Origin of the sequence: Rickettsia fournieri, from assembly GCF_900243065.1 — a bacterium.
Taxonomy (GTDB): domain Bacteria; phylum Pseudomonadota; class Alphaproteobacteria; order Rickettsiales; family Rickettsiaceae; genus Rickettsia; species Rickettsia rickettsii.
The window spans coordinates 596165-622590 of sequence record NZ_LT978484.1 but is presented as its reverse complement, the minus strand read 5'-3'; the positions used below and the strand labels follow the sequence as shown (position 1 = coordinate 622590).

The following is a 26426-nucleotide window of genomic DNA, read 5'->3' as shown; positions in this document are numbered from 1 at the left end:
ATATGTTTTTCAATATTGAGCCTAATATAAAACTTAAAACCTTACTTGATATTCTAAAATGGAAAATAACTTCAAAACGACCAAAATGGCCGACAGCACTGCCGCTTACTTCCACTGATATTCCACCACAAAAAATAACTAGAAATAAAAATACACAGCTAAATCTCGATCGCTTCAGACAAGATGAATTTAAGGACGAGTCTGCACAGTGTACATTAGTACGTGACTACAGACGAGTTCCACGAAATTCATTAGTATCAAGCAATCGAGATGACGCTGTACGAGTAGCCTACGTAGAGCATGTAACCTTTTGAATTCAAATAGACGGTTTAAATATCTTAACCGATCCGGTATGGTCGGAGCAGGTTAGTCCTTTTACTTTTGCAGGACCAAAGAGAGTGGTAAAACCCGGTATTAATTTTACCGATTTACCTAAAATAGATGTTATATTAATAAGCCATAATCACTATGACCATTTAGACATCAGAACAATTAAAGATTTATGGGTACGAGATAAGCCTAAGATTATTACACCGCTAATGAATGACGTAATAAATCAAAAAACATATTACCGATGCAGAAATTGTTACCTTAGGGTGGGGAGAGTCATATAAAGAACAAGAAATACAGCTAAATTCAAAAAGTTTCCAAGAAGATGAAATTAAAGACGATGTAGAATTTTCTTTAGAACCGACACAGCATTGGTCGGCTAGAGGAATATTTGATAAAAATAAAGCATTATGGGGAACTTTGATCATTAAAACTAAGATAGGAGATATTTGTTTTATAGGTGATGCGGGTTATAACGATACTCTTTTTAAAGAGATCGGAAAAAAACATAATATTTTAACAAGCATTATTCCGATAGGGGCTTATGAACCAAGATGGTTTATGAAACCTGTGCATATGCATCCTGAAGAAGCCATATTTACTCATTTGGACTTATGCGCTAAATATTTTCTATAGCTAGTCATTTTGACGTCTTTCAATTAGCTGATGAAGCATTTAATGCCGCTCCTTTGGAACTCCGACAAGCTATGAAAAAACATAATATTGATGAAAATAAGTTGATTATCCCTGAAATAGGTGAATTTTTCCTATTTGATAAAAACGATTTATAGTTTATGAACTTAAATTAAATGTGTTTTGTCTACCCATACTATATGTTTTACTGGATCCCGTGAATAAATCACGGGATGACAGAGAGGAATAATAAGCCACACCAACCACCCCTGAACGACACAAAATTCAGTTTATAATGGAGATAAAAGCATATTTATTACTGAATGAAAATTGCCAATTTCTGATTTATCACGAGAAGAGAAAATAGAGCTACTAAATGGTTGTGCTTGGGGCATTGCATTAGTCCATAATATTCTACCACTTTTTGCTTCTACTACTCCTATAGACATAAATATATTATCTGCATTACTTACTGAACAACCCAAAGCACTCATTAAAAAGTCACGTGTACGAGCTCCATTAGTCTTTATTATTTGCACATAATTAAGTAATACAAATATATCAGCTCCTGTTTTTTCTCCTAACATTATAACAGGTTCACCTATATTTTGAGTCATTGAGAAAGCTTTTTCTTCAGGCCATATATATAAAGCAGTATAAGTATTATTATAGGAGCTACGGAAACGAGATACTAAATCATCAAGCTTTTGTGTTCTAATATCTTTGTTGTGCAATAGCTTAACTCTTAAACCATTCTTCTGCATTGCTAAAGAAATTTCTTGCTTCAACAATTCTTCCAAATGATCTTCATAGTTATATTTACGTTCTTTACAATTACCAATATCTAACGTATATACTTCCGTTTGCATCGGTAAAACTAATATTTCCTTGTATACATAAGATAATAAAAATTATAGATTTATGAAAAATTTTATGCATAACATTTAAAGTTAAAAAAAATACAAATAAAGATACTTACATTCATTATTTTCGTCAAGATTTATTTTTTACCTATTACGGTTAAATAACATGGTCATAGAATAAGCAAGTACGGCAAACATGCAAAGATATAAAATCGGGAATAGGTTAAAATCAAATGATTTTATTACCTTTGCACAAATATAATTAGCAGTACCGGACATTAACATTGAACCGATATTATGTCCTAAACTTATAACACGATAGCGTTCTTTAACTACAAAAGACTTAATAACTATACTATGAGCAAGAGCATTAAAAGGTGCAACTGATGCAGCTAACATTAAACTAGCTGCAAGCCCTAAATTAGTCATTTGATATTTTACTGCTATCACAAAAAATACACTTGCTGTAATAGTACATATAAATGCGATTTTTAATACTGAATTAACTCCTAAGCGATCAGCAATAAAACCGGCAATCGGCATGCAAACAGCAAAACATATTACTATTAAGACCGAAAAAGCACTCATAATAATACCGACTGAAGGTAATACGATCGGTAAATATTGCTTCATAAAGATGATCGCAATTTGATATGTTACTCCAAAACCTCCGGCTAAAAATATTAACCGTGCAATATTTTTCCATTGCTTTTTAATTATAGAGCTAAGTTTTTCAATAGAATCTTGGCTATAGTGTGCTTTTTTAAACTCCGGTGTTTCATCAAATTTTCGGCGATAATAAAGAGTTATTAATGCAAGTGGTAAACTTAGTAAAAACGGAATACGCCAACCCCACTCCGGCAAAATATGAGAATTAAAGAAATTAGTTGCACCGATTCCGCATAATAAACCTATTACTCCTGTACATCTAGTTATTGCCGAGGCAGTAAATCGGTATTTTGCTCCTAAATGTTCAATAACATAAATCGCTGCACCGTCATATTCCCCTCCAATAAAAATACCTTGCATGAAGCGACATAAAACTAAAATTATTGTACTCCAAACTCCTATCGAGGAATAATCGGGCAATAAACCTATTATTAAGGTAGGGATTACAATACCGATAATCGTAAAACTTAAGGCTTTTTTTCGACCGTATATATCCCCTATACGTCCAAAAATATAAGCACCCATAGGCTTTGATAAATATGCTGCTGCATAAACGGCAAAAACATTTACAAGCTTTGTTAATAGATCAGTATTGGCTGAAAAGAATTTATCAGCGATAATTGCCGCTGAAAAACCATATAAACTATAGTCGTAATATTCAATAATAGTGCCTAAAAAAGCACCGAGAACTTTATTGCGTGATTTTGTTTGTTTCATTTTAAAGGTATACTGTGAGTAAACGAAAAGTAGGTAGACTAATTTGGAAAAAAGCAAGGCGTCTTGAAGCTGATAATAGTACGTGAGGATTATCAGCAAAAGACAACGTAGCCAATTTTTCAAATTAAACGAGTATACATGACCGCTTTGGCCGTTACTTAAAATCCTTCAAAGACCTTTATGTAAAGGTGGACTTCATATATCTAAACTGAATTAGTATTAGACAGGGACGATGTCCTAAAAGTTAGTGGTAGTCCTAAGTTAATATTAAGCTCACGAACCAAGCAGCCAAGAGCTAATATATCACTTTCCCATTTTACGTGCAAGGTTTTCTAGGTAACCTGCTATAGTAGTTAAGGTTTCTGCGAATTTTTCTTCGTCTGGATGATTTTTTTGAAGACCGTTTTTATTAAGTTTTTCTGTTAGACTAGCTATTTCAGCTTGCGCATTAAGTGATGCCATAACTAATAATAGCTCAAAAGAGGCTGTGGGACTACCAAGTTTAATTTCCGCTATTTTATCATTCAATTTATTCGCTAAAGATAGTAATTCTTCCTCATCTCCATTATTACAATATAATTGAAAACTCTTGTTATTTAATGTTACCGTAACAATTGACATAATTATTTTTGCTGTTTTTTTATTTCTTCCAGTTCATTAATATAAATGTTAATTTGATCTAGCATTGTTATATAATTATCTTTTAATACTTTATTTTCGTTTTGTAATTTTTGAACTTCATTTTGATTATTTACAAGCATACTCAACAAATCATCGAGTTTATGTTCTACTTCTTCCATTAATTTCTTTAGACTGCTTACATAACTTGCTTCTAAAGGTAATTTGTACGTCGATCCTGTACTCGCATCCTCACGTACGTCTATGTACACTGCGGTGCCACATTCCGTGTCTCCTTCAAATGCCTCTTTATTAGCTTCGTTCTGTAAGCAGTCTAATATTTCATTATTCATTTTCGTTTAAGCGTTAATTATGAATGGATGACTTACAATAATAATTGATAACATTATAATAGATATAAGTACTAATTGTTTTTTACGTTTATAATTTATTAATACCGTAGCTCTTTTATTATTTAATAATTTTTCGGTTTCGTTCTGTTTAGTAGCTTCTATCTGCTCTGCATTTCTATCTTTTACATTAAGATAATCCAAGTATAATTTTAAGTAACCTCTTACGTATACTTCTCCCGGTAAAACATCAAAATCACCCTCTTCTAAAGCTACTAAATATTTTTTTCTAATTTTTAAATCACTAGATACCTGATTTAAAGTTTTACCTAAATCTAACCTAATTTGCCTAAGCATTGACGACATAATTTACTCAAGTTTTTGTAAGAATATTTCAAATTTCTTGTTTGCTAAAATAATTATATTTAAGTCTATAGTTTCTTGAGCTTTAATTTCTTTAATAAAATCAAGCAAATTTCTAACTAAGTTGTTATTATTATCAATCCATAAATCTAAATCAATAGTTGTTTTAGATTTATTAATTATTTTTATTAATAATCTACGTTGTTTGTCATATAAATCATCTTTTAGCGATTGAATACCTAAGCGACGCCAAAATGAATCGTTCAATTGCCTATCACAAGCTTTACGTAACCAATCAAGACTAAACATATCACTTATAACAAAATAAGCTTTTGCTATCTCTTTATTATTCCCTGAAGTCTGTTTTGTTACATATATAATGTCAAATACTGAAATTAAATTGTCAAATGTAGCGATAGTAGCAGCCAATGATTCCTCTACCCCGCTAGTGGTATAATAATTTAATTTTTCTTCAAATCTTATTTTAGTTTCTCCGACTAATAAAGTATCTACCGTTTTTCTTAAGTTTTGTGCAGGAACTCTAAACTCTTCTATAGTTTCACTAATATTAATAGGATGTTTTAAATTTTTAATAAACCACGAAATACCTCGACGCATTAATTTCGTTATTTCGGTAAACATGTCGATTTTTACATTGTAATCAATATTAGTAGGTAGCTTACTTATCGTTTCCCATATATCATCAAGATCAAAAATTTCACAAATAATGGTATATGACCTTATTATATCACAAAGAGGAGCCCCAATCTCACGCTTTACAATACTAATAAGCGGCCCTCCAAGCTGATTCATTATTTTATTTATAGTAACGGTTTTAATAATCTCATGTTTAAGTGGATGAGATAAAATTTCATTACGAAACTTTTTTTGCATCATTTCAGGAAAATAATCTATAAGATATGCATCAAAATATTTATCATGGGAAAAAGTAGAATTAATTAACTCATGATAAGCAGATCTCTTACTATATGATAGCAATATGCAAAGCTCAGGACGAGTTAATACTTCACCGCTAATAGCTCTGCTATTCAATTCTTCTGCACTAGGCAAGAATTCATTTTCCCGCTCTAATACTTTTTCTTCTTCTAAAATATCTATAAATTGACTAAGTATATTAACAGTTAAAGTAGGAGATAGTTGCATAATTGTTATTGCTTCGGTTTGCTTATAATTATCAAGTAATACTAACTCTTCAACTTGCTTTGTCATATCGTTTAGAAGTTTATTACGTTCTTCTAAAGTAATTTTGCCTGAGGTTATCGCACTACTTAAAGCAATCTTGATATTTACCTCATGATCGGAGCAATCAACACCTGCTGAATTATCAATAAAGTCAGCATTTATGCGCCCGCCTTTTTTAGCATATTCAACTCTACCTCTCTGTGATACCCCAACATTACCGCCTTCTGCTATAACTTTTGCTCTAATTTCTTCACCGTCACATCTAAGATTATCATTTGCTTTATCACCGATTTCTAAATTATTTTCCGTTTTAGCTTTGATATAAGTACCTATTCCGCCATTCCACAATAAATCAACATCTGCTTTTAAAATAGCTTTAATTAATTCTTCCGGTGATAATTCATTATCATTTATATCAAGTAATTTTTTAATTTCCGGCGATAATTTTATTAATTTACTACTGCGTTCAAATACTTTGCCTCCTTTAGAAATAAGTTTAGAATCATAATCAGACCAATTAGAACCCTTTAAATTAAATAAACGCAAACGCTCATTAAAACTTGATAAAGGATCAGGAGTAGGATCAATAAATATATGTTTATGATTAAAGGCAGCAACTAACTTAATAGCCTCTGATCTGAGCATACCGTTACCGAACACATCTCCCGACATATCTCCTATACCTACGACGGTAATAGGGTCTTTTTGGACATCTAACCCTAAAGTTTTAAAGTGATTAGTTACGGAAATCCAAGCTCCTTTGGAAGTAATAGCCATTTTTTTATGATCGTAACCTGCAGAACCACCGGAAGCAAAAGCATCATCAAGCCAGTAATTATATTCTCTTGCCACACTATTAGCATAATCCGAAAATGAGGCTGTACCTTTATCGGCAGCAACCACTAAATAAGGATCTTCTTTATCATAAATAATAACGTCTTTTGGATGTACTACTTTACCGTCAATGATATTATCAGTTATGTCTAATAAACCTCTAAGGAAATTCTTATAGCATTCTACCACTTTTTCCATATATTCATCACGAGTAAGCCCTTCCTCAGTAAAATGAACATAAAAGCCGCCTTTAGAACCGACAGGGACAATAACGGAATTCTTAGTCATTTGTGCTTTCATAAGCCCAAGGACCTCAAGCCTATAATCTTCTGCTCTATCCGACCATCTAAGACCTCCGCGTGATACGGGACCACCTCTTAAATGAACAGCTTCAAAATTTCTAGAATAAACAAATGCTTCGGCAAACGGAACAGGTTTAGGTAAATCCGGTACTTTTGAAGAATCAAACTTAAATGAAAAAATATGTTTATGTGGTTGATAGTAATTTGTTCTAGTAATAGCATTAACTATACCAAGCATATTACGTAGTACTTTATCTTCACTACTCATCTCAACGGTTACTAAGTAATTATTTAGTTTATCTTTAATTACATCACAATTATTATCCGAATGTTTAGGATTAAATTTTATATCAAATAGATTTACCAACATTTTTGTATATTCGGGATGTTTAAGTAACGTTAACTGTACATAGCCTTTACCGTAACTAAATCCCGTTTGATGTAAATATCTTGTTAAAGCTTTGACGAGTTTAACTTGCTTCCAATTAAAACCGGCAAGCACTATTAATTTACTTAAAGAATCATTAGCAAGCATCCCAAGTGCCATTTTGTCTAAAGCTTCTTCAACATTTATTTTTAATTCGGTAATATTATCCTTTACAGATACAATAGAAGTTAAGATAAAATTATATATCCAGCTTTCTTTGATTTCGCGAGCCTCCTTAATTGCAAAAGTTTGTTCATCAATTGCTTTAAAACCTAAATTTTCTATTGGCGGCAATATGTTAGAAAGTGCAAGTTTTACTTTTGGACTATATATTTTTAAGTAAAATTCCGTTTCATTTACAGAAACTAGATTAAACATACATTTTTGTGACTTACTTGCTTCCGTTAGATATTCAATATCTACTAAAGCTATTTCCGGAGAAAATTTTTGCCGATAATCTGCCGAAAAAACATTATCAAAAAGCTTTAAATTAATACCTGCTTGATATTCGCCGAATTTTTTAGAAAACTTAAAATAAAAATCTTCACTCCAACGTGTAGAGATACGATCTAAATCTTGCTGTATTATTTCTGCTTCAAAATTTATTTTATGTTCCCCTTGTGCTTCAAGCGTTACAAAAAGATAAGAAAAATTACCGGCTACTTCGGTGATATAGTTGGATAAAATTTTACTACCGAATTTTTCTGCTAAATAACAATCTATCATATTATGCATTTCAGCCGTTAAACGTTCTCGTGGCAGAAAAATTATGATATTAAGAAAAGAACTAGACCAATCATATTGAATAAATAATTTAAGCTTCTTACTCATCATACTTGAGAGCATATGTAAACACATACAATATAAATCGCCTTGATCAATTTGTATTAAAGCTTCTCTCGGTAACGACTCCATTAAAATTCTTAACTTATCGGCATTATAACCAGATAATGCAAAACCGGCTTTCTCAATTACAAAATTAAATTTTTGTCGTAGGATTGGAATATTACTTATTGAATGGTAATACATATTTGAATTATATATACCGAAAATTATACTTCCCGAAATATATTCACCCGAAGAGTCAAATTTTTTCACTAAGATATAGTCGATTAAATTATCTGAATGGATAAGCGACGCACTATTTATTTTACCGAGTATTATTAATTGATTTTGATATAAAGGATTAGCAGAACATTTTATAATATCATCAATCTCGTCTTTTACTTCTTGCCATATTTTTGCTGCTCCTATTTCATTGCTTAATTTTAAAGATTTTACTTCAAAATCAAGAGTCCCTAATAAAACCAAATTATCGTTTTGTAACCAATTTAAGAATTCTTTAGCCTCTTTAAAATTTAATTTATAATTATCAATTATATTTTTAGATAAATCTTGTAATTTTGTGAGTAATTGCGGTAAATGTCTATAGCTTTGCTCTAACTTTTCTAATCTTTCATTTATAGCCTCGGTTAAAAATGTAGTAGTTTTATCGTCAAAATTTCCTAAAATGGTTAAATGTAGTATTGATTCTGATTTTTCATCCGACACAGAATTTTCTAATATTTTTTCTAATTCTCCTTTACTATTTCGGACACAGTTTATTACCGGATGGAGTAAAAACTTAGTTTGCAAATTCATGTTTTTAAGCAGACATATGATAAAATCAACAATATGCGGCTTATTATCAAGTAATATCAAGACATTTATTACCGGATCATTTTCGATAACTGCCTTTGTTATTGCTATTTTTCTTGCTCTTGCTATCCTGTGCTTAAAAAACTTAAAGGCTTCATCTGCAAAATTTTGGAATAATTTTGCTCTATTCTCAAAATCATAATCTATCGGAATATAATTTAAAAACTTTTGAACAAAATCTATATATATGGCACTTGACTCACGTTCCTTGCTAAGTTCTAGAATTTTAGTTTTATAATTCGGGATTTGACAATTTAAACGGCTAAAGTTTAAAGAGGTTGTTTTTGGGGTCATGATTTTCTTAAGTAATAATAATATGATTATTTCTGTTGTTATTATATTATATAAAATAACTTAAGCAAGAGGCATAGAAAATAAGTGGAAACGATATTTGCACAAAGCTCTGCATTCGGTAAAGCAGGCGTAGCAGTTTTTAGGATTTCTGGTCCTAAAAGTTTAGAAGTTTTACAGCTACTTACCGGTAGAAAGGACTTTAAATCGAGATTAATGTATTATCAACAAATTACAGTCCCTGAAACTAAGGAGCTAATCGATAATGTTATGGTTGTTTATTTTAAGTCACCTGGTAGCTTTACCGGGGAAGACGTAGTTGAAATTCACACGCATGGCAGTAAAGCTATATCTATAATGCTGACAAATGCATTATTAAATATAGCTGGTATTCGTTTGGCAGAAGCAGGAGAGTTTACCAAAAGAGCTTTTTTAAATAACAAATTTGATTTAACAGCAGCAGAGGGGATAGCCGATTTAATTAATGCCGAAACTATAATGCAGCATAAGCAAGCAATTAGACAAGCAAGCGGCAAACTTGAAGCATTATATAATAATTGGCGTAGTCAGCTTTTAAAAATTATCTCTCTGCTTGAAGCTTATATAGATTTCCCGGATGAAGATATACCTGATACCGTCCTTAATGAAGTTACTAATACTCATACAATTCTTGTAAATACAATATCGGAATATCTTAATGATAACAGAAAAGGAGAATTACTACGAAGTGGTCTTAAGCTTGCAATTATCGGTCCGCCAAACGTTGGTAAGTCTAGCTTACTAAACTTCTTAATGCAGAGAGATATAGCGATTGTCTCAAATATTGCAGGAACTACTAGAGATATAATTGAGGGACATTTAGACATTGGCGGCTATCCTATTATTTTACAGGATACAGCAGGTATAAGAGAAGAAAGTAGTGACATTATCGAGCAGGAAGGTATAAAACGAGCTATAAATTCAGCTAAAACAGCAGATATTAAAATTATAATGTTTGATGCCGAAAAATTAGACTCCTCTATAAATGAAGATATTATTAATTTAATTGATGAAAATACTATCACAATAATTAATAAAATCGATTTAATCGAAGCTAGTAAAATCTTTTCTATTGAAAATAAATATAAATGCTTAAGAGTTTCAGTAAAAAATAATATTGCTCTTTCAAGTATATTAAAAAATATTGAAAATATTGCCGAAAACATGGCAGGATTTACCGAAACTCCTTATATAACAAATCAGCGTCACCGTAACTATTTACAACAAGCTCTCTCACATTTAACGGCTTTTAGCTTAGATAATGATTTAGTTCTAGCAACTGAAGATATTAGAATGACAGCACGCTGCATCGGTGCAATTACGGGTGTTATCAACGTAGAAGAAATACTAGGCGAGATCTTTAAAAATTTCTGCATAGGTAAGTAATATTGTATAGCTCGTTCTATGTCATCCCCGCAAGGTATCATTGCATGGACACCAAATCATCATTGCGAGCGACTGTAAGGAGCGTGGCAACCTCATGAAACAGTAGATTTCTTGCATAAACTCCTTCTAAAGATAATTTGTACGTCAATCCGGTACTCGCATCCGTTTCCTGTAAATTCCTTTTATAAGATAGGTTATGCAAGAAGTCTAGTACAAAATGATTGCCACGTCGAGGCTTTATCTCTCCTCACAATGACGAAAAAACGAAACATTACAGCATAACAATCATCTTTCTCAAATCTTTCCATATATTAATTTATTTTAACTTTATCTTGACAAAAACATTAACATACTTTAGAAACCACGTTTTATTAATTAAAGAAGTAACATTATGGTATCTATATTAAATATAAATTTTAAATGCGTTATGCCTATATTTAGCAATGAAATAGTAAGCCGTTTACCGGGTAATGTAAGCCACATCATTCATAAATTAAGCAATACTATATTTTCATCAGTATATAGTACTGTTGAAGGAGCTTTTAAAAAAGGTTATATAGTGGATAATACACAGTGTAATTGGAAAAACATTGAACAATCTTTCAATGAGTCCCCAAATGATTTTTCAATACTACACCAAGAGTGCAACAATGGTTTAAATATTCCAATAAATAATATTTTTATCGATGCTGAAAATAATCCTCATATACTTTTACAACAAGCCGTAACACCTCATCAAAACGGTACGGTTAGTATTCTTAGTCAACTTTATAAAGTAACGAATGATTATATATTCTCTCAAGGCAATATTACCGAAACTAGCGGAGCTGATTTCTTAGGTTTAAATGAATGCACTAAAGAAGAAGCTATGAGTGCTTTACAAAACTATAACGCTTATAAAGAAACTTTAATCCCTCGTGAATCGTTTATAAATACTCTTAAAAATACTCTAAATCACTTAGGTCTCTCTTTAGATAATGTCTCTCCTACAGAAATAGGTAAAGATATTTTAGATCAACTCGGTAAAGCTTACACTGACCCTACTACAGAAAGACCTAACGATGATACAAATGACGGTGGATATAGCGGTGTTTATATAGCTGGAGTAGCATTAGGAACATTAGCTGTAGGTACGATCTTAGGGTATTGCATTAAATATGGATGGGATTGGTATAAGGGAAGAAATATAAAAAATGAAAATTTAGATTTAGTAATGCAGAATAAAGAATTAAAATTTGTAGAACTACTATATGAAAATTTTAAGAAGAATGCAGTTATATTCGATGAAGTTATAAAAATAAATAATTTACATGATATTATAAAACTAGCAAAATCTATTAAGGGATATGAATTCTCAATACTACCACTAACTAATTTAAATAATGAAATTGTAAAATTAAATTCCCCATCCGCTATAGCAATAAACTTAGATTCTTCAAGCGGAATATTGCATGAAATATGTAAGAGTCTTGGCGGTGATGATAGTTTTCAGACTATCAACAACTTTGCACGCTTAATAACAATTATACGAACAGCAAATCCCAAGTCTGAAGAATATAAAGAAAGCATTATAGAAATATTTGAGATATTTAACCATAGTTACACAGATATTGACTATCAAAATTGCGAAATACCGTTATTAGCTGATGTATCATCACCATATAACTCCTTAGGTATAGAAGTATAGAACGTTGTTAGTACCATAACAAACCATAATTGACTTTTTGAAAGTTATATATAAAATGATGCTTAGAGTAGCAAAGTGCTATTTCGGGGTGTCGAAACCTCTGCCAAAAGTGAGAACCTTTCTTACAAAACTGATGCAATCCTCGACTTCACGGTCGGGGTTATAATAGTTATGTCCAAGGTTTAAAGCTTAAGCTTAGAACCTAAAGGCTATTATGGCTATCGTTGATGGTTTTCTTACTCTCCCAACCACCAAGAGTTTATTTCTCTTCAGTGGTTGAAACCTGAGCAGTTTAAGTTTAATCAATCGGGAACAAATATATCTGACCACAATACTAAAACTATCTCAAGACTCATCATAGAATTTATTTTAAATGAAAATAAAAAAATCTAAGAGCCAAGATAGCAGATTTACTAGAAAGACCTATAACAAAAAGCGATATCGAAAGAATAGAACAACGCTTAGCAGAATTAGAAAAAATATTTAGTAATTTATAGCCTTGAAAATATCATCATCTCATTTTATTAACTACCTACTATAAAAATAAGCACTAAGATCATTATTAACCATTATGGTAAATAGTACAAAAATAGCAAAAGACGGTAAGGTTTCTATACCAGTTTCATCATATTAATGTAGAGAGGTAGATGCTTTAAAAGGAAGAAGAACATACATAATCACACCCGCCAATATTAGCATGATTATTCCTAGAATAATACCTACTATATTAAATGCATTTATAAAAGTAATATTAACCTCCTTAATTAATTCGTGAGCACATGAAGGTAGTAGTTGTTGAGCAATAATTATTCCTTCACCGATTGAGTCATGAGCTATTTCTGCCATTGATACAGAAACACCGTGAGGAATTACTAGATTGTTACTATATATAAAAGACGTAATACTCACAATAACAGCTATACCTAATACATTACCTAATTCATATGCTGTTTCTTGTAATGCTGCTGCACCTCCGGATCTCTCTACCGGTACTGCATTCATCATAACTGTTACGGTGTAGAGAGGCATAGACTACTGCCTATACCAAGCAATCCAAGATATATAATATAGTATTCGATAATAAATCTCTATAGTCTAATATACTAGGTAAAATCAATGATATAGTAGTAAAAGCCCACTAAACATTATTACACGTGCGATAAATCGTGTGAGTAAATATGGCATAACTAAAGATGCAATTAAAGCAAAAACTGCTGCAGGCAACATATAAATACCTGCATACAAAGGACTTAACCCTTTGATAAACTGTAACCATAAGGACATAAGATACATTATGGATCCTAAGACATATGTAATCAGCAAATAAACTATTACTCCTATACTAAAATTGCTAATTAAGAATAAACGCATATCTACTAACGGATCATCACTTTTAAGTTGGTGTAAGGTAAATATTATTAGTAACACAATGCCAATTAATAGCATTCCGCCGGATGCTAGATTCATAATACCGTATTTAGCCAACATCTTAATGCCTTGAACTAAAGCTGTCATCCCAAAAAACGATTGAAATACTCCTATCCAATCCCATGGGTTCATTACTAGGATCAGATGATTCAGGAATCCAAACTATACCAAAAGCAATAATTACTAATGCAATAGGTGCATTTATAAAAAATGCAAATTGCCAACTTAAAAGCTCAACCAATACTCCTCCTAGTACTGGTCCTATAGCTGCTCCTACGGTTGCCATTATTCCCCACACGGATATTGCGATCATACGTTCATGTGTATTATAAAGTGGAAGGCATCATCACTGATCCTCCTAACCCAAGTAAAGCACGACATAGTACTAATCCCCATGAGCTATCAAATACATAAACTAACATTGAAGCGATGGAAAAAACTAAAAACCCCAAAGTAATAATCTTTTACGACCAAATCTATCTCCTAATGCACCTGCGGTAATGAGAAGACCTGATAATACTAATGCATATGCATTGATTATCCATAATTGTTGTAAATTAGATGGTTTTAAATCAAGGATTATAGTAGGCATAACAGCATGCAAGACTGTAGCATCCATCGATACCAAAAGTAAGCAAATGCTTAAAATAATTAAAATATGCCATCTAAATTTATAAGATATAGATGATGAATTATCTTTAGCGATATATTCAGTTTGCGGAAATTGTGATACCATATGTGATAAGTTATTTAATAAGGGTTTTACTAAATCTATATTTTTCGAGAACTATGGGACTGTTAACAAGTAATTTAATTAGCTTTAAAATTTATTTTGTTAATAGTCCTAGGTTAATTCAGTTGGTAACATAGTAAGCAAGTCCAAATCAATTAACCATAACACAAGTAAATTTAACATCTAAGCATCACCTAGTATGGAAGTCAAGATTTAATCTTACAAGCACAATAACATAAATAAAATTTGATTTTTCTTTCTCAAGCTTATATTTTAATTGGTAAGTTTATAATATGGAAATTTATGTCAAATACAGATAAGGAAAGAGCCATTGCCGCAGCACTCGCACAAATTGAAAAAAGCTACGGTAAAGGTTCGGTAATGAAACTAGGGCAGCGTCCGCATGTTGATATAGAGGCCGTATCGACCGGCTCACTTGGTCTAGATATAGCTCTTGGAATCGGCGGTGTTCCCAAAGGTAGAATCATCGAGATTTTTGGTCCTGAAAGCTCAGGTAAAACCACTCTAACATTGCATTTAATTGCAGAAGCTCAAAAAAAGGGTGGTACATGTGCTTTTATTGATGCCGAGCATGCATTAGACCCTGCTTATGCTAAAAAATTAGGCGTAAATATTGATGAGCTTATTATTTCACAGCCTGATACAGGTGAACAAGCCCTAGAAATTGCCGATACGTTAATTCGCTCCAGCGGTATTGATATGATAATAATAGATAGTGTTGCGGCTTTAGTACCGAAATCAGAGATTGAGGGCGAAATGGGTGATGCTCAAATGGCTTCTCAAGCAAGGTTAATGAGCCAGGCTTTGCGTAAACTTACTGCATCAATTAATCGCACCAATTGTATTACTGTTTTCATCAATCAAATCAGAATGAAAATAGGTGTGATGTTCGGTAGTCCTGAAACTACGACAGGCGGTAATGCCTTAAAATTCTATGCTTCTGTTAGGATCGATATAAGAAGAATCGGCTCCATTAAAGATAAAGAAGAAGTAATAGGCAGCCAAACCAAAGTAAAAGTAGTCAAAAACAAAGTATCTCCTCCATTTAAAACTGCAGATTTTGATATAATGTACGGTTCAGGTATTTCAAAAGAAGGCGAGATAATCGACCTTGGAGTTAAGCTTGATATTGTTGAGAAATCCGGCTCTTGGTTTTCCTACAAGAACGTACGCATAGGTCAAGGGCGTGAAAACGTCAAACAATATTTAAAAGAACATCCACAAATTTCCAACGAAATTGAGAAAATAATACGTGAAAAATCGTTAAAAATTACTAATATAAATCTTGATCAAACGGAGGAAGAAAATGATTGATTTAACAGGTAAAACTTCCTTAATTACGGGAGCTTCAGGAGGCATAGGCGGAGCTATAGCGAGGTTACTGCACAAACTCGGAAGCCATGTAATTATTAGCGGCAGTAATGAGGAAAAATTAAAATCCCTTGGAAAGGTTGTAAAAGATAATTATACGATAGAAGTATGTAATCTTGCCGATAAGGAAGAATGTAGCAATTTAATATCTAAAGCATCAAAATTAGATATTTTAGTATGTAATGCCGGTATTACTAGCGATACGCTAGCAATTAGAATGAAAGATGAAGATTTTGACAAAGTTATTGATATTAATTTAAAAGCAAATTTTATTTTAAATCGTGAAGCAATAAAAAAAATGATACAAAACAGGTATGGACGTATTATTAACATATCTTCAATAGTAGGAATTTCAGGTAACCCCGGGCAGACTAATTATTGTGCTTCTAAAGCAGGTTTAATAGGTATGACCAAATCACTCTCTTACGAAGTTGCAACCAGAGGAATTACGGTTAACACAGTAGCTCCAGGATTTATTAAATCAGATATGACCGATAAACTAAATGAAAAACAAAGAGAAGCTATAGTACAAAAAATTCCGCTAGGCACTTACGGTATGCCGGAAGACGTGGCAAACGCAGTCGCATTTTTAGCAAGCGATCAGGCATCATATATTACCGGTCAAACTATACATGTAAACGGCGGTATGTTAATGGTATAAAAATTAATAAGATTATTTTGTGCTAGCATAAAATAATTTTTTGTGCTAGAAGTTCTTTTAAAGGTAAAATGCGATGAATATTTTAAATAAATATTCATACAGTTAAAATAAAGTCTAATAGCTGAATAACCGCTATTATACGGCATATAAAATTAAATGATTTATGGAGTTCAAAATTATGAGTACAACGGATAAGATCGAACAGAAAGTTATTGAAATGGTTGCTGAAAAGCTAAATAAAGATAAATCGATAATAACTACGGATTCAAGATTTATAGAAGATTTGAAAGCCGATAGCCTTGATACCGTAGAGTTAATGATGGCAATAGAAGTTGAATACGGTATTGATATCCCTGATGATGAAGCCACTAAAATTAAAACCGTATCCGATGTTATAAAATATATCAAAGAACGCCAATCTTAATCTGTATAAATTAAATCCATAATATATAATTAAAAATGTCGAATCAAAGAGTAAATAAAAGAGTAGTTATTACCGGGCTTGGACTTGTTACTCCTGTTGGGCTTAATGTTAGCTCATCTTGGAAAAATATTGTAGATGGAGTAAGCGGTATAAAAACTATTACAGAATTTGACACTTCTAAACTTGCGTGTAAAATTGCCGGACTTATAGATAACTCTGAGAAAAATGGATTTAAACTTGAAAATTTCACACAAGCAGATGACATTAATAGACTAAGTAAAATGGATAAATTTATCCATTACGGAGTAGCAGCCGCAACCGAAGCAGTTGAAGATAGCGGCTGGTTACCCGACGATGAAAAATCTCGTGATAGAACCGGCTTGATATTAGGTTCAGGAATCGGCGGGCTTAAAATGATCGAAGATACCTCTATCAAACTTTATCAAGAAAATAACGGCAAAGTTAGTCCTTTCTTTATCCCTGCTTCATTAATTAATCTTTTATCCGGTCTTGTTTCTATAAAATACGGTTTTAGCGGTCCAAACCAAGCGGCAGTAACAGCTTGCTCTACAGGGGCACATGCTATAGGCGATGCTATGCGTATGATAAAGCACGGCTATGCCGATGTTATGATCGCAGGCGGTGCGGAAGCTCCAGTTACACCTGTCGGAGTTGCAGGTTTCGTTGCTGCTAGAGCATTATGTACTAAATATAACGATAATCCTAAAAAAGCCTCAAGACCTTGGGATAAAGACCGCAGCGGCTTTGTTATGGGTGAAGGAGCAGGCGTTGTAGTCTTAGAAGAATATGAGCATGCCTTAAATCGAGGGGCTAAAATTTACGGTGAAGTTATAGGATACGGCTCTACAGGTGACACCTATCATATGACAGCTCCACATCCTGAAGGTAGAGGAGCTTATAGAGCGATGAGAGACGCAATGCTAGATGCAACTATCACGCCCGATATGATTGATTATATTAATGCACACGGTACTTCTACTACACTTGGTGATGGAATAGAATTAACAGCCGTACAAAAATTATTTTTAGAAGCGAATCCCAAAGTTTTAATGTCTTCTACTAAATCATCAATAGGACATTTGCTTGGTGCGGCAGGAAGTGTTGAGTTTATCTTTTCAACTCTTGCAATTAGAGACCAGATTGCACCGCCAACCTTAAACTTAGATACCCCTATGGATGAGGTGAATATAGATTTAGTTGCACTTAAAGCTAAGAAAACTAAGATAGATTACGTGCTTTCCAACTCGTTCGGATTCGGTGGTACTAATGCTAGTTTAGTGATTAAGAGTATACTCGTTTAATTTGAAAAATTGGCACAAAGTCCTATAAGCACTGTGGTACTCACGTATTAAGTATACGTTCCGCTCCTCGTCTTATGGACTCCTTGCGCTTTTCCAAATTAAACTTCGTCTACCAACCTTTAACTAATGTCATTCCTGCGAAAGCAGGAATCCAGTAAAACATATAAAAACTTATTTTTATATGTTTATTCTATCAAATATGTAATTTTGTACCAATATTAAGGTTATTTTTCTAGATTCCTGCTTTCGCAGGAATGACATAAAAACTAGCCAATAATCAACTATGACCCCAATTTATTACATTAAAGACGGTAACTTAAGTTTTGCGGATAAAGTAATTTTATCTGATTTAGAGCTTTATTTGTACACAGGCGATAAGATTTGTCTTATAGGACGTAACGGCTGCGGGAAATCAAGCTTAATGAAAGTCATATCAGGTGATTATGAGTTAGATAACGGTGAATTATTTCAAGATCCTTTAGTTACAACCGGTTATTTAAGACAAGATATTTCTATAAAAACTCATCTAACTGTTTATGATTTTGTCTTACAACAAACAGATAGTACAAAAGAAATAGATAAATACCAAATCGATATAATTCTAGAAAAATTACAAATCAACGGAACAGATAATTTATCCACCTATTCAGGCGGTCAACTGAGAAGAGCAAGCCTTGCTAAAGCTTTAATATTAGAGCCAGAAATATTACTACTTGATGAACCGACTAACCATCTAGATATTGCAACAATCGAATGGTTAGAAGAATTTGTTAAATCTTATAACGGTGCTATTATTTGCGTTAGTCATGATAGAACATTCCTCTCAAATGTTACTAATAAAATTTGGTGGCTTGATAGAGGAATTTTACGTAAATCCGATAAAGGATTTAAATTTTTTGATGAATGGCAAACAATTATCATAGACCAAGAAGAAGCCGCTCTTCGGAAATTAAATAAAAAATTATCTCAAGAAAATGAATGGTTAAATGCTGGTGTTACTGCTAGACGTAAACGGAATCAAAAGAGACTTGCGGATTTGAAAGCTTTAAGAGCAATAACACAAGAACAGACTGCAAAACTAGCTAGTGCAACACAAAGAGTTAGGGTAGAGCTTGCCGAAAATATAGCTAAAAGTAAATTCATTATTGAAGCAGATAATATTACTTTTAGTTATAAAAATACTAAAATTATCGATAATTTTAGCTTGCGTGTAAAAAAAGGCGAGAAAATTGGTATAATCGGTGCAAATGGCTCAGGCAAATCTACCTTTATCAAACTACTAACAAAACAGCTTACCCCTGAAAGCGGCAAAATTATATATGGCGGTAATTTAGATATTTCATATTTTGATCAACATAGAGAAAAACTAGAGCCTAATCATACATTACAACAAACTTTATGTCCTACAGGCGGTGATCAAGTATTTTTGCCAAACGGTAAAACCATGCATGTTGCCGGTTATTTAAAACAATTCATGTTTAATCCTAAACTACTTAATGCAAAAACCGCTATTTTATCAGGCGGTGAAGCTAATAGATTATTACTTGCAAAAATTCTAATTAACCCTGGCAATCTGTTAATTTTAGATGAACCGACTAATGACCTCGATATGGATAGTCTGGAAATTTTACTAGATATACTTGCAGATTATTCAGGTACTTTAATAGTCGTGAGCCATGATCGTGACTTTTTAGATAGGTTAGTTACTAGAATTTTAGTTTTCGCTCAAGGTAAAATTCATGATTTAACAGGAGGTTATGAAGATTATAAGCAGTATTTTACTACCTCTCCTATAGCCAAAAAAGCTTCAAAACCACTACCACTAACTTCTCAAAAAGAACCTCTAAATAAAAAGCTATCTTATAAATATCAGCGTTTGCTTGAAACATTGCCCAACTATATTGAAAAGCTAGAAATATCCATCAAACACTTAGAAAAAGAACTTGAAGACGTTAATCTATATTTAGATAATCCTCAAAAATATAACCGCATTACTAGCCAATTAATTAATGATAAAAAGAAACTAGACGAGTTATTAAATCAATGGCTAGAAATACAAGATTAATTTTTATTAAAATTTTCTTGACTTAATTATTAACTTTTGTTAACGTTTCTTAGCGTTAATATTAAAGATGATGAGCATGTATGTCTGGTATAACAGCTACATTAAAATATAAATTCGATAATTTAAAAGAGCATCTTAACAATTCTTATTCTCGCTCTCAAATAGAAATAATTCTAGGAGAATTGAGTATTTTACAAAGCGAAGCAGCTTCATATGGCTTGAGTTTTGACATATCCAATCTAAAAGAGAATGCTGAAACTAAGCTCAAGAACTATGAAGTAGAACAATCTATTGAGAAAGCTAGGGTTCAAGAAGAAGAATTTCTAAAATCACAAAGAGCAATAAAATTTGCCGAAAAAGAAAAAGAAATCGCACAAAGAATTGCTGCACTTAATAATTTGCATAATGAATTTATAAAAAATATTACTAAAGATACTAAAAGAATTGAAGAAAGTAATAAACGTTTAGATAAGATAATAAATAAACTGGAAAAGGAAAACATTATTGATCATGAAGAGTTAAATCGTGAAATATTAACTCATGAAGAAATATTTAAACTAAATCAAGCGTATAAAGTATTACATAAAAACCATAAAAAAATAACTGAAGAACACAAACAAGCACATACAGAATTAAATGAATTAAATAAAACAATAACGAATTTATCACAACAATTACAAGAAAAAGGCTTAGCACCCCAAAAAGTTAAAGAATTAAAAGGAGAATTAGAATTTCACCAAGAAATGTTAAAAATACATAAGGCACATGTAGAGAAGATTGAAAATAGTAAAAAAATATTAGATCAAGAAATTATTAAACATGAAAAAGAACACAACATAAATAAAGATAAAATAAAGAAATTAGGAAGTGATATTAAAGAGCGTTATAAAAAAGAACCAGAAAAATATTTAGATGCATATGAAAAATATGTAGTTCTAAAAAATCAGCATAAAGCAATTAAGACAGACGGCGTTATAAAGGATATAGATCATCATAATAAAGTAATAAATAAAATTAACGTGGATAAAACTAAATCTTTAGCTAATAAAATCAGAGGACAAACACAAGTAAAAGATACTAATACTAGGAGTTTATCTCCTGCTCGTACTCCTAATATTAAAGTTACAAATAATAAAACGAGAGGAATTTAACTAAATTAGTAATTATATGTCTAAATTTAAAAATTTAACTCCTGAACAAAGAAAAGCAGCTTTAGAAGCTGCAAAAGTACAATTTGAAGAGCAACAGCAACAACATAACGCAATATTTAAAGAAGCTGTGCAAGCGAGTAGTCAAATCCACCAATATAATCAAGATTTAGGTAATTGTGTGGATAATGCTTCCAAAGATATCAAACTTGCCGGTAAAACTTCTAAATACGGATGTGAAATAATATAACATTCTAAAAGCTGTAACTATATAGTTGCAGCTTTTGTATCATTTTGAATTAAGCTCGAAAGACCTATTGCCTGTATTTTTTCTGACAATTTAAAGCTAATCTCACCTGGAAATATTACATTAATTTGATCAAGTTTTAAATCTTCTAAAGATATTTGCATTGATTTTGTAATGCTCGGTGTATTTGTATATTTAATTTCAAACCCCAAACGTTTTCCATTTTTAAAAATTAAAAGATCTATTTCCGCTCCATTATGAGATGACCAAAAATAACATTCTTCGGGTTCGGCTTTATAATATCTAATAATTTGTTCTAAGGCAAATCCTTCCCCTGATGCACCTATTTTAGGATGAGTGCTTAAAGCTTCATAATTATTTAAGCCTAATAAAGCGTGATATATTCCACTATCTCTAAAAAAGATTTTTGGAGTCTTAACTTGTCTTTTTTTAAGGTTTTCATACCAAGGCTGCAAAATACGGATCATAAAAGTTCCCTCTAAAATATCTAAATAATGCTTTGCGGTATGATATGAGATAGATAAAGAATTTCCAAATTCTGAAGCATTCAATATATTAGCGTGATAATGGCAAAGCATTAACCAAAACCTACGTAACTGCATATACGGAATTGTAAAACCTAAATTTGGTATATCTCTTTCTAAAAATGTTTTAATGTAATTCTGACGCCATAAAGCACTTAACTCTTCATCATCTGCAAGATATGATAAAGGAAATCCGCCGCGTATCCATAATTGCTGAGTACCTGACACTTCAGATAAGGTAAACGGTGTCATTTCAATATAACCTATTCTACCTGCTAGTGTTTCAGAACCTTGTTTAATTAAGTCTCTTGATGCACTGCCTAGTACTAAAAATTTAATATCAGTTTTATCAACAAGAACTCTTAAAATAGGGAATAGATTCGGTTTATACTGAATTTCATCAATAATAACAAATCCTTTTAGATCAGACAAAGCAAGCATCAGTTCATTTAATCTTGCTAAATCTAAAGGATTTTCAAGATCAAAAATATTGATTTTAGGAATATTATAAGCTTCTACGAATTGTTTAGAAAGTGTAGTTTTTCCGCACTGCCTTGGTCCTAACAAGGCACAAACTTTATGAGTTTTAAAATGTTTTATTATTGATGAAAGGAATTGTTTTCTAAGCATTGAAATTAGTACCATGAAAATTAGAAACATAACTTCTAATTCTCAGTATAGAAAGAAACAACGACAAAGTCAAAACGCTTTGTCTCGTTCTGCAACTATAATCGCATGTATTTTTTTAAGCGTCCGGTCAAAGTCATCGTTAGTCACTACATAATCATACTCTTTAGCATGTGATATTTCGTTTTGTGCCGACTGCATACGTAATTTTATTGCTTCTTCATTATCGGTCGCTCTATTTCTTAAGCGTTGTTCCAATACTTCAATATTAGGAGGCAATACAAATATAGCAACAACATTAGTAGCATTTTTCTTAATACTCCTTGCTCCTTGCCAATCAATATCAAACAAAACATCCAAGCCTTGATTTAATAACATTTCGACATATTCTTTAGGCGTACCGTAATAATTATCGTATATTTTAGCATATTCAAGGAATTTATTCTGCTTAACTAATTCTTCAAACTCTAGACCGGTCTTAAAGTAATAGTTTATGCCCTCTACTTCTCCTAAACGTGGTTTTCTTGTAGTTGCAGAAATAGATAAACGCAAATTATTATCTATTTTCAATAATGCTTTAGCTAAACTCGACTTACCTGTACCTGAAGGGGAAGATAAAATTATAATCAGTCCTTTAGAGTTCCTCGAAAGTTCTACTTCTAGAGGTAATTTAGACGTCGCTGCGGTACTACGTTCCATGTCTCCTTTAAATTCCTCTCTATAAGCGAATTTCTGAAGAACTCTTTTATTTTTTGTTGTCATATTTTATGTTTTATTTCGTAGGTACAGCATATTTCAGAAAGATTTAGACAAGATGAATTTAAATGCGAGCCTGCGAAAGCAGTAGGTAAACTACGTGAGTACAGGCGAGTCATGCAAAATTCGCTTGTATCAAGCTTTATGAATTATTCTGTACTTTTCTTTTTATTACCTCATCCATAGTACAATTAAAATATTTTGCTATTTTTAAAATAGTATCTATTTCAGGGTTGAATTCACGATTAGCTTCCGCTCTCATAATTCTGCTAATAGTCGTATAAGGGATATTAGTGACTTCGGCAAGATATTTACGATCTATCTTTTCTTGTTTTAATTTTTCTTCTAAAAATTCTTTTACTTTAGTAGCAAGTGCCATATTAATAACCTCTGAATAAATAAAGGATAGATATATACAAAGTGTGTCGAGTATTACCAGCCTTGTTACATGGATCGAAAAGCCTACTCAATGTCATTCCCGCGTAGGCAAAAATCTAGTAAAACCATATAAAAACAAGTTTTTATATGGTTATTTTATCAAATATATAACTTCTGTAGCAATATTGAAGTTATTTTGCTGAATTTCCACCTACACGGGAAAGCTTTGTTACTAGTATTTTTTATTGTTGTTTGGCCCCCGTGGTCAAGCCACGGGGTGACACACATGGGATTGTACCGGTCCATGCAACAATGCCTACACGGTAATGACATAGAGTACAAAAAAAACAGAAATATTACTCCTTAGGCAATAATACTTGTACAAATTCCGTTTTAGATAGATCAGCTGCTACGTTTACCATAACATCATGTTCCGTCACTTTAGACACATAGCCCACTAAAATACCTGCAGGATAAATATTACCGTATCCAGAGGTTACTATCTCCTCATCTTTCTGTACTAAATGATTGTTAGGCAAGTATAAAATTTTACTATTATTATTATTACCTGCTAAAATACCTTGTTCTCTTGAAGAATTAGCTTTAATAGGTATTCTAGAATTAACATCGCTAATTAACATTACTTTAGCATAATTATTACTCACTTCTATTACTTTTCCTACTAATTTGCCTGAATTAACAACGATTTGATCAGGTTCAATGCCTTGCTTTTTACCTGCAGAAATCAAAGCAGTTCTAGAAAAGGGATTAAAGGAAACACTCAGTAATTTAGTAGTAATATATTCAAATTCTTCTTCCTCAGCAATCGTTAACAAATCTTTTAATGCAATGTTTTCGGCTCTTACCAATTCTACTTCACTTTGTAAATGTTGTAATCTTGCTATCTCAAGTTTAAGTTCTATATTTTTTCGTTCTAAATCTTGAAAATAAACAAATTTTTGTGTTATTGAATTTATATATTCAAATATATCTTCATACACTGCTAAACCGGTTGATACTATACTACCGGTTACTTCAAGTGATATACTAGATATTTTTTTAGGTGTATTAAAAAATAAATATACAGACAATCCAAGCCCAAATATAACAAAAAAACGCTTAAGAGTATTTGATATTATTCTTATTAATTCTAATGAATTTGAAGAATTTTTTACTCTATTTGCAAGTATTGCCATTTTTAATCCTGTTTAAATAGTACATGTTTTAGCTTTGTAAAATCTTCAAGTACTTTTCCTGTTCCAAGTGCAACACAAGAGAGGGCATCATCTGCAACTATTACTGGCAATTTAGTGGCTTCACTAAGAACACAATCAAGATTTCGTAATAATGAGCCGCCGCCTGTTAAAACAATTCCCTTATCAACTATATCTGAAGATAATTCAGGAGGTGTTGCTTCTAGGGCTACTTTTACCGCTTCAACAATTTGACTTACCGGTTCAATTAGACTATCAGCAATTTGTCTTTCGTTCAATATCATTTCTTTAGGAATACCGTAAATTAAATCACGTCCTTTAATTTCCATCTTTCTCGGCTCAGCATTTTCATCTACATAAGCCGTACCTATTTCTTGCTTTATCTTTTCGGCAGTAGCCTCACCTATCAATAGGTTATAGTGCCTTCTTATATATGAGATAATAGCTTCATCCATCTTATCACCGCCGACTCTTACCGACCTTGCATATACTATGCCCCCTAGTGACAAAACTGCAACTTCGGTAGTGCCTCCTCCAATATCAACAATCATCGAACCGGTTGCTTCCGTTACGGGTAGCCCTGCTCCGATCGCTGCCGCCATAGGTTCTTCAATTAAATAGACATCCCTACCCCCTGCACTTTCTGCTGCTTCTTGGATAGCACGACGCTCAACCGGCGTAGAACCGGAAGGCACACAAATAACAATTGTCGGCCCAAAAAAAGAGCGACGATTATGTACCATTCTAATAAAATACTTTATCATTTCCTCTGCACCCTTAAAATCGGCAATAACACCATCTTTTAAAGGTCTTTTTGCTTCAATATCCGTAGGAGTACGCCCAAGCATCATTTTTGCTTCATGACCATAAGCATAAGGCACAAAAGCACCGTCTTTTTTTATTAACGCAATAACAGAAGGTTCCCTTAGAACAATTCCACAATTTTTTTGATAGACAATAGTATTTGCCGTACCAAGATCTATTGCCATACCGGAAGAAAACCCTTCCAAAAATTTCATTATCATTTTATTTTTTCTCTCTAAATTCTAAAAACACTTCTATAGAACTGTTAACAA

At 32.2% G+C, this 26426-nt stretch carries 24 protein-coding genes, 1 other RNA gene and 3 pseudogenes; 13 read left to right on the top strand and 15 right to left on the bottom strand.

Features of this window, described 5'->3' with window-relative positions; genetic code table 11:
* The first annotated feature begins 2 nt into the window (after positions 1-2).
* The 3 genes and pseudogenes from C4Q30_RS06340 to C4Q30_RS10290 all read left to right on the top strand — a co-directional run bounded on the left by C4Q30_RS06340 (position 3) and on the right by C4Q30_RS10290 (position 966).
* Complete coding sequence (locus C4Q30_RS06340) at positions 3-314, top strand: palindromic element RPE3 domain-containing protein (RefSeq protein WP_103897528.1); 312 nt, start codon at positions 3-5, stop codon at positions 312-314.
* Positions 315-648: pseudogene (locus tag C4Q30_RS10295) on the top strand (MBL fold metallo-hydrolase); the annotation flags it as partial.
* The gene (locus C4Q30_RS10290; protein ID WP_342447546.1) at positions 625-966 is read left to right on the top strand and encodes an MBL fold metallo-hydrolase; all 342 of its coding nucleotides are present in this window, start codon (positions 625-627) and stop codon (positions 964-966) included. The pseudogene C4Q30_RS10295 and the gene C4Q30_RS10290, both read left to right, overlap by 24 nt.
* 287 nt (positions 967-1253) lie before the next feature.
* Here C4Q30_RS10290 and C4Q30_RS06325 read toward each other — a convergent pair whose 3' ends face one another.
* The 7 genes from C4Q30_RS06325 to C4Q30_RS06295 all read right to left on the bottom strand — a co-directional run bounded on the left by C4Q30_RS06325 (position 1254) and on the right by C4Q30_RS06295 (position 9301).
* On the bottom strand, positions 1254-1832 hold the full coding sequence (locus C4Q30_RS06325; RefSeq protein WP_103897525.1) for a hypothetical protein: 579 nt from the start codon (positions 1830-1832) through the stop codon (positions 1254-1256).
* Positions 1833-1970: 138 nt separating this feature from the next.
* Positions 1971-3212 carry an MFS transporter gene (locus C4Q30_RS06320; RefSeq protein WP_103897524.1) on the bottom strand — a complete coding sequence of 414 codons (1242 nt, stop codon included), beginning with the start codon at positions 3210-3212 and terminating at the stop codon, positions 1971-1973.
* A gap of 135 nt (positions 3213-3347) precedes the next feature.
* Positions 3348-3506: non-coding RNA, 6S RNA (gene ssrS, locus C4Q30_RS06315), on the bottom strand.
* A gap of 9 nt (positions 3507-3515) precedes the next feature.
* Complete coding sequence (locus tag C4Q30_RS06310; protein ID WP_004997454.1) at positions 3516-3833, bottom strand: cell division protein ZapA; 318 nt, start codon at positions 3831-3833, stop codon at positions 3516-3518.
* A 2-nt stretch (positions 3834-3835) separates the two neighbouring features.
* A complete protein-coding gene (locus C4Q30_RS06305; RefSeq protein WP_103897523.1) occupies positions 3836-4183 on the bottom strand; it encodes a palindromic element RPE1 domain-containing protein in 348 nt (115 codons plus the stop codon).
* Between the two features lie 6 nt (positions 4184-4189).
* Positions 4190-4546, bottom strand: a complete 357-nt coding sequence (locus C4Q30_RS06300) for a helix-turn-helix domain-containing protein (RefSeq protein WP_103897522.1) — start codon at positions 4544-4546, stop codon at positions 4190-4192.
* 3 nt (positions 4547-4549) lie between these two features.
* Positions 4550-9301, bottom strand: coding sequence for an NAD-glutamate dehydrogenase (locus C4Q30_RS06295; RefSeq protein ID WP_103897521.1), 4752 nt, complete (start codon positions 9299-9301; stop codon positions 4550-4552).
* Positions 9302-9385: 84 nt separating this feature from the next.
* Here C4Q30_RS06295 and mnmE point away from each other — a divergent pair, with 84 nt between their 5' ends.
* Both mnmE and C4Q30_RS06285 read left to right on the top strand, forming a co-directional pair.
* The gene (gene mnmE, locus C4Q30_RS06290; RefSeq protein ID WP_014014769.1) at positions 9386-10723 is read left to right on the top strand and encodes a tRNA uridine-5-carboxymethylaminomethyl(34) synthesis GTPase MnmE; all 1338 of its coding nucleotides are present in this window, start codon (positions 9386-9388) and stop codon (positions 10721-10723) included.
* A gap of 391 nt (positions 10724-11114) precedes the next feature.
* Positions 11115-12410 carry a DUF5460 family protein gene (locus tag C4Q30_RS06285; protein ID WP_103897520.1) on the top strand — a complete coding sequence of 432 codons (1296 nt, stop codon included), beginning with the start codon at positions 11115-11117 and terminating at the stop codon, positions 12408-12410.
* Between the two features lie 630 nt (positions 12411-13040).
* Here C4Q30_RS06285 and C4Q30_RS09900 read toward each other — a convergent pair.
* The 3 genes and pseudogenes from C4Q30_RS09900 to C4Q30_RS09890 all read right to left on the bottom strand — a co-directional run bounded on the left by C4Q30_RS09900 (position 13041) and on the right by C4Q30_RS09890 (position 14430).
* On the bottom strand, positions 13041-13439 hold the full coding sequence (locus C4Q30_RS09900) for an MFS transporter (protein WP_245207517.1): 399 nt from the start codon (positions 13437-13439) through the stop codon (positions 13041-13043).
* Between the two features lie 84 nt (positions 13440-13523).
* Positions 13524-13970, bottom strand: a complete 447-nt coding sequence (locus C4Q30_RS09895; RefSeq protein WP_245207516.1) for a hypothetical protein — start codon at positions 13968-13970, stop codon at positions 13524-13526.
* Positions 13900-14430 (bottom strand): annotated as a pseudogene (locus tag C4Q30_RS09890) (MFS transporter). The gene C4Q30_RS09895 and the pseudogene C4Q30_RS09890 overlap by 71 nt, the downstream one beginning before the upstream one ends.
* 444 nt (positions 14431-14874) lie before the next feature.
* Here C4Q30_RS09890 and recA point away from each other — a divergent pair.
* The 7 genes from recA (at position 14875) to C4Q30_RS06225 (ending at position 21833) form a co-directional block, all read left to right on the top strand.
* On the top strand, positions 14875-15906 hold the full coding sequence (gene recA / locus C4Q30_RS06260; RefSeq protein WP_024704365.1) for a recombinase RecA: 1032 nt from the start codon (positions 14875-14877) through the stop codon (positions 15904-15906).
* On the top strand, positions 15899-16624 hold the full coding sequence (fabG, locus tag C4Q30_RS06255; RefSeq protein ID WP_014014776.1) for a 3-oxoacyl-ACP reductase FabG: 726 nt from the start codon (positions 15899-15901) through the stop codon (positions 16622-16624). Before recA ends, fabG begins: the two co-directional genes overlap by 8 nt.
* A 163-nt stretch (positions 16625-16787) precedes the next feature.
* Positions 16788-17048, top strand: a complete 261-nt coding sequence (gene acpP / locus C4Q30_RS06245) for an acyl carrier protein (protein ID WP_008579292.1) — start codon at positions 16788-16790, stop codon at positions 17046-17048.
* Between the two features lie 35 nt (positions 17049-17083).
* Positions 17084-18370: a beta-ketoacyl-ACP synthase II gene (fabF, locus tag C4Q30_RS06240; RefSeq protein ID WP_103897519.1), complete on the top strand. Its 1287-nt coding sequence runs from the start codon at positions 17084-17086 to the stop codon at positions 18368-18370.
* Between the two features lie 283 nt (positions 18371-18653).
* Positions 18654-20435 carry an ABC-F family ATP-binding cassette domain-containing protein gene (locus tag C4Q30_RS06235; RefSeq protein WP_103897518.1) on the top strand — a complete coding sequence of 594 codons (1782 nt, stop codon included), beginning with the start codon at positions 18654-18656 and terminating at the stop codon, positions 20433-20435.
* 80 nt (positions 20436-20515) lie between these two features.
* A complete protein-coding gene (roaM, locus tag C4Q30_RS06230; RefSeq protein ID WP_103897517.1) occupies positions 20516-21586 on the top strand; it encodes an actin-based motility regulator RoaM in 1071 nt (356 codons plus the stop codon).
* 16 nt (positions 21587-21602) lie between these two features.
* The gene (locus C4Q30_RS06225; RefSeq protein ID WP_103897516.1) at positions 21603-21833 is read left to right on the top strand and encodes a hypothetical protein; all 231 of its coding nucleotides are present in this window, start codon (positions 21603-21605) and stop codon (positions 21831-21833) included.
* Positions 21834-21850: 17 nt separating this feature from the next.
* Here the strand turns inward: C4Q30_RS06225 and C4Q30_RS06220 are convergent, their stop codons facing one another.
* Both C4Q30_RS06220 and gmk read right to left on the bottom strand, forming a co-directional pair.
* Positions 21851-23005, bottom strand: coding sequence for an ATP-binding protein (locus C4Q30_RS06220; RefSeq protein ID WP_103897753.1), 1155 nt, complete (start codon positions 23003-23005; stop codon positions 21851-21853).
* A 69-nt stretch (positions 23006-23074) separates the two neighbouring features.
* Positions 23075-23764, bottom strand: a complete 690-nt coding sequence (gmk, locus tag C4Q30_RS06215; protein WP_103897515.1) for a guanylate kinase — start codon at positions 23762-23764, stop codon at positions 23075-23077.
* Positions 23765-23794: 30 nt separating this feature from the next.
* Between gmk and C4Q30_RS06210 the strand changes: the two are divergent.
* Positions 23795-23917 (top strand): annotated as a pseudogene (locus C4Q30_RS06210) (palindromic element RPE3 domain-containing protein); the annotation flags it as partial.
* Here the strand turns inward: C4Q30_RS06210 and C4Q30_RS06205 are convergent.
* The 3 genes from C4Q30_RS06205 to C4Q30_RS06195 all read right to left on the bottom strand — a co-directional run bounded on the left by C4Q30_RS06205 (position 23901) and on the right by C4Q30_RS06195 (position 26375).
* Positions 23901-24137, bottom strand: a complete 237-nt coding sequence (locus C4Q30_RS06205; RefSeq protein WP_014014782.1) for a helix-turn-helix domain-containing protein — start codon at positions 24135-24137, stop codon at positions 23901-23903. The pseudogene C4Q30_RS06210 and the gene C4Q30_RS06205 overlap by 17 nt on opposite strands.
* A gap of 355 nt (positions 24138-24492) precedes the next feature.
* Complete coding sequence (gene mreC, locus C4Q30_RS06200) at positions 24493-25332, bottom strand: rod shape-determining protein MreC (RefSeq protein WP_014121088.1); 840 nt, start codon at positions 25330-25332, stop codon at positions 24493-24495.
* 2 nt (positions 25333-25334) lie between these two features.
* Complete coding sequence (locus tag C4Q30_RS06195; RefSeq protein WP_103897514.1) at positions 25335-26375, bottom strand: rod shape-determining protein; 1041 nt, start codon at positions 26373-26375, stop codon at positions 25335-25337.
* Between the last annotated feature and the right edge of the window lie 51 nt (positions 26376-26426).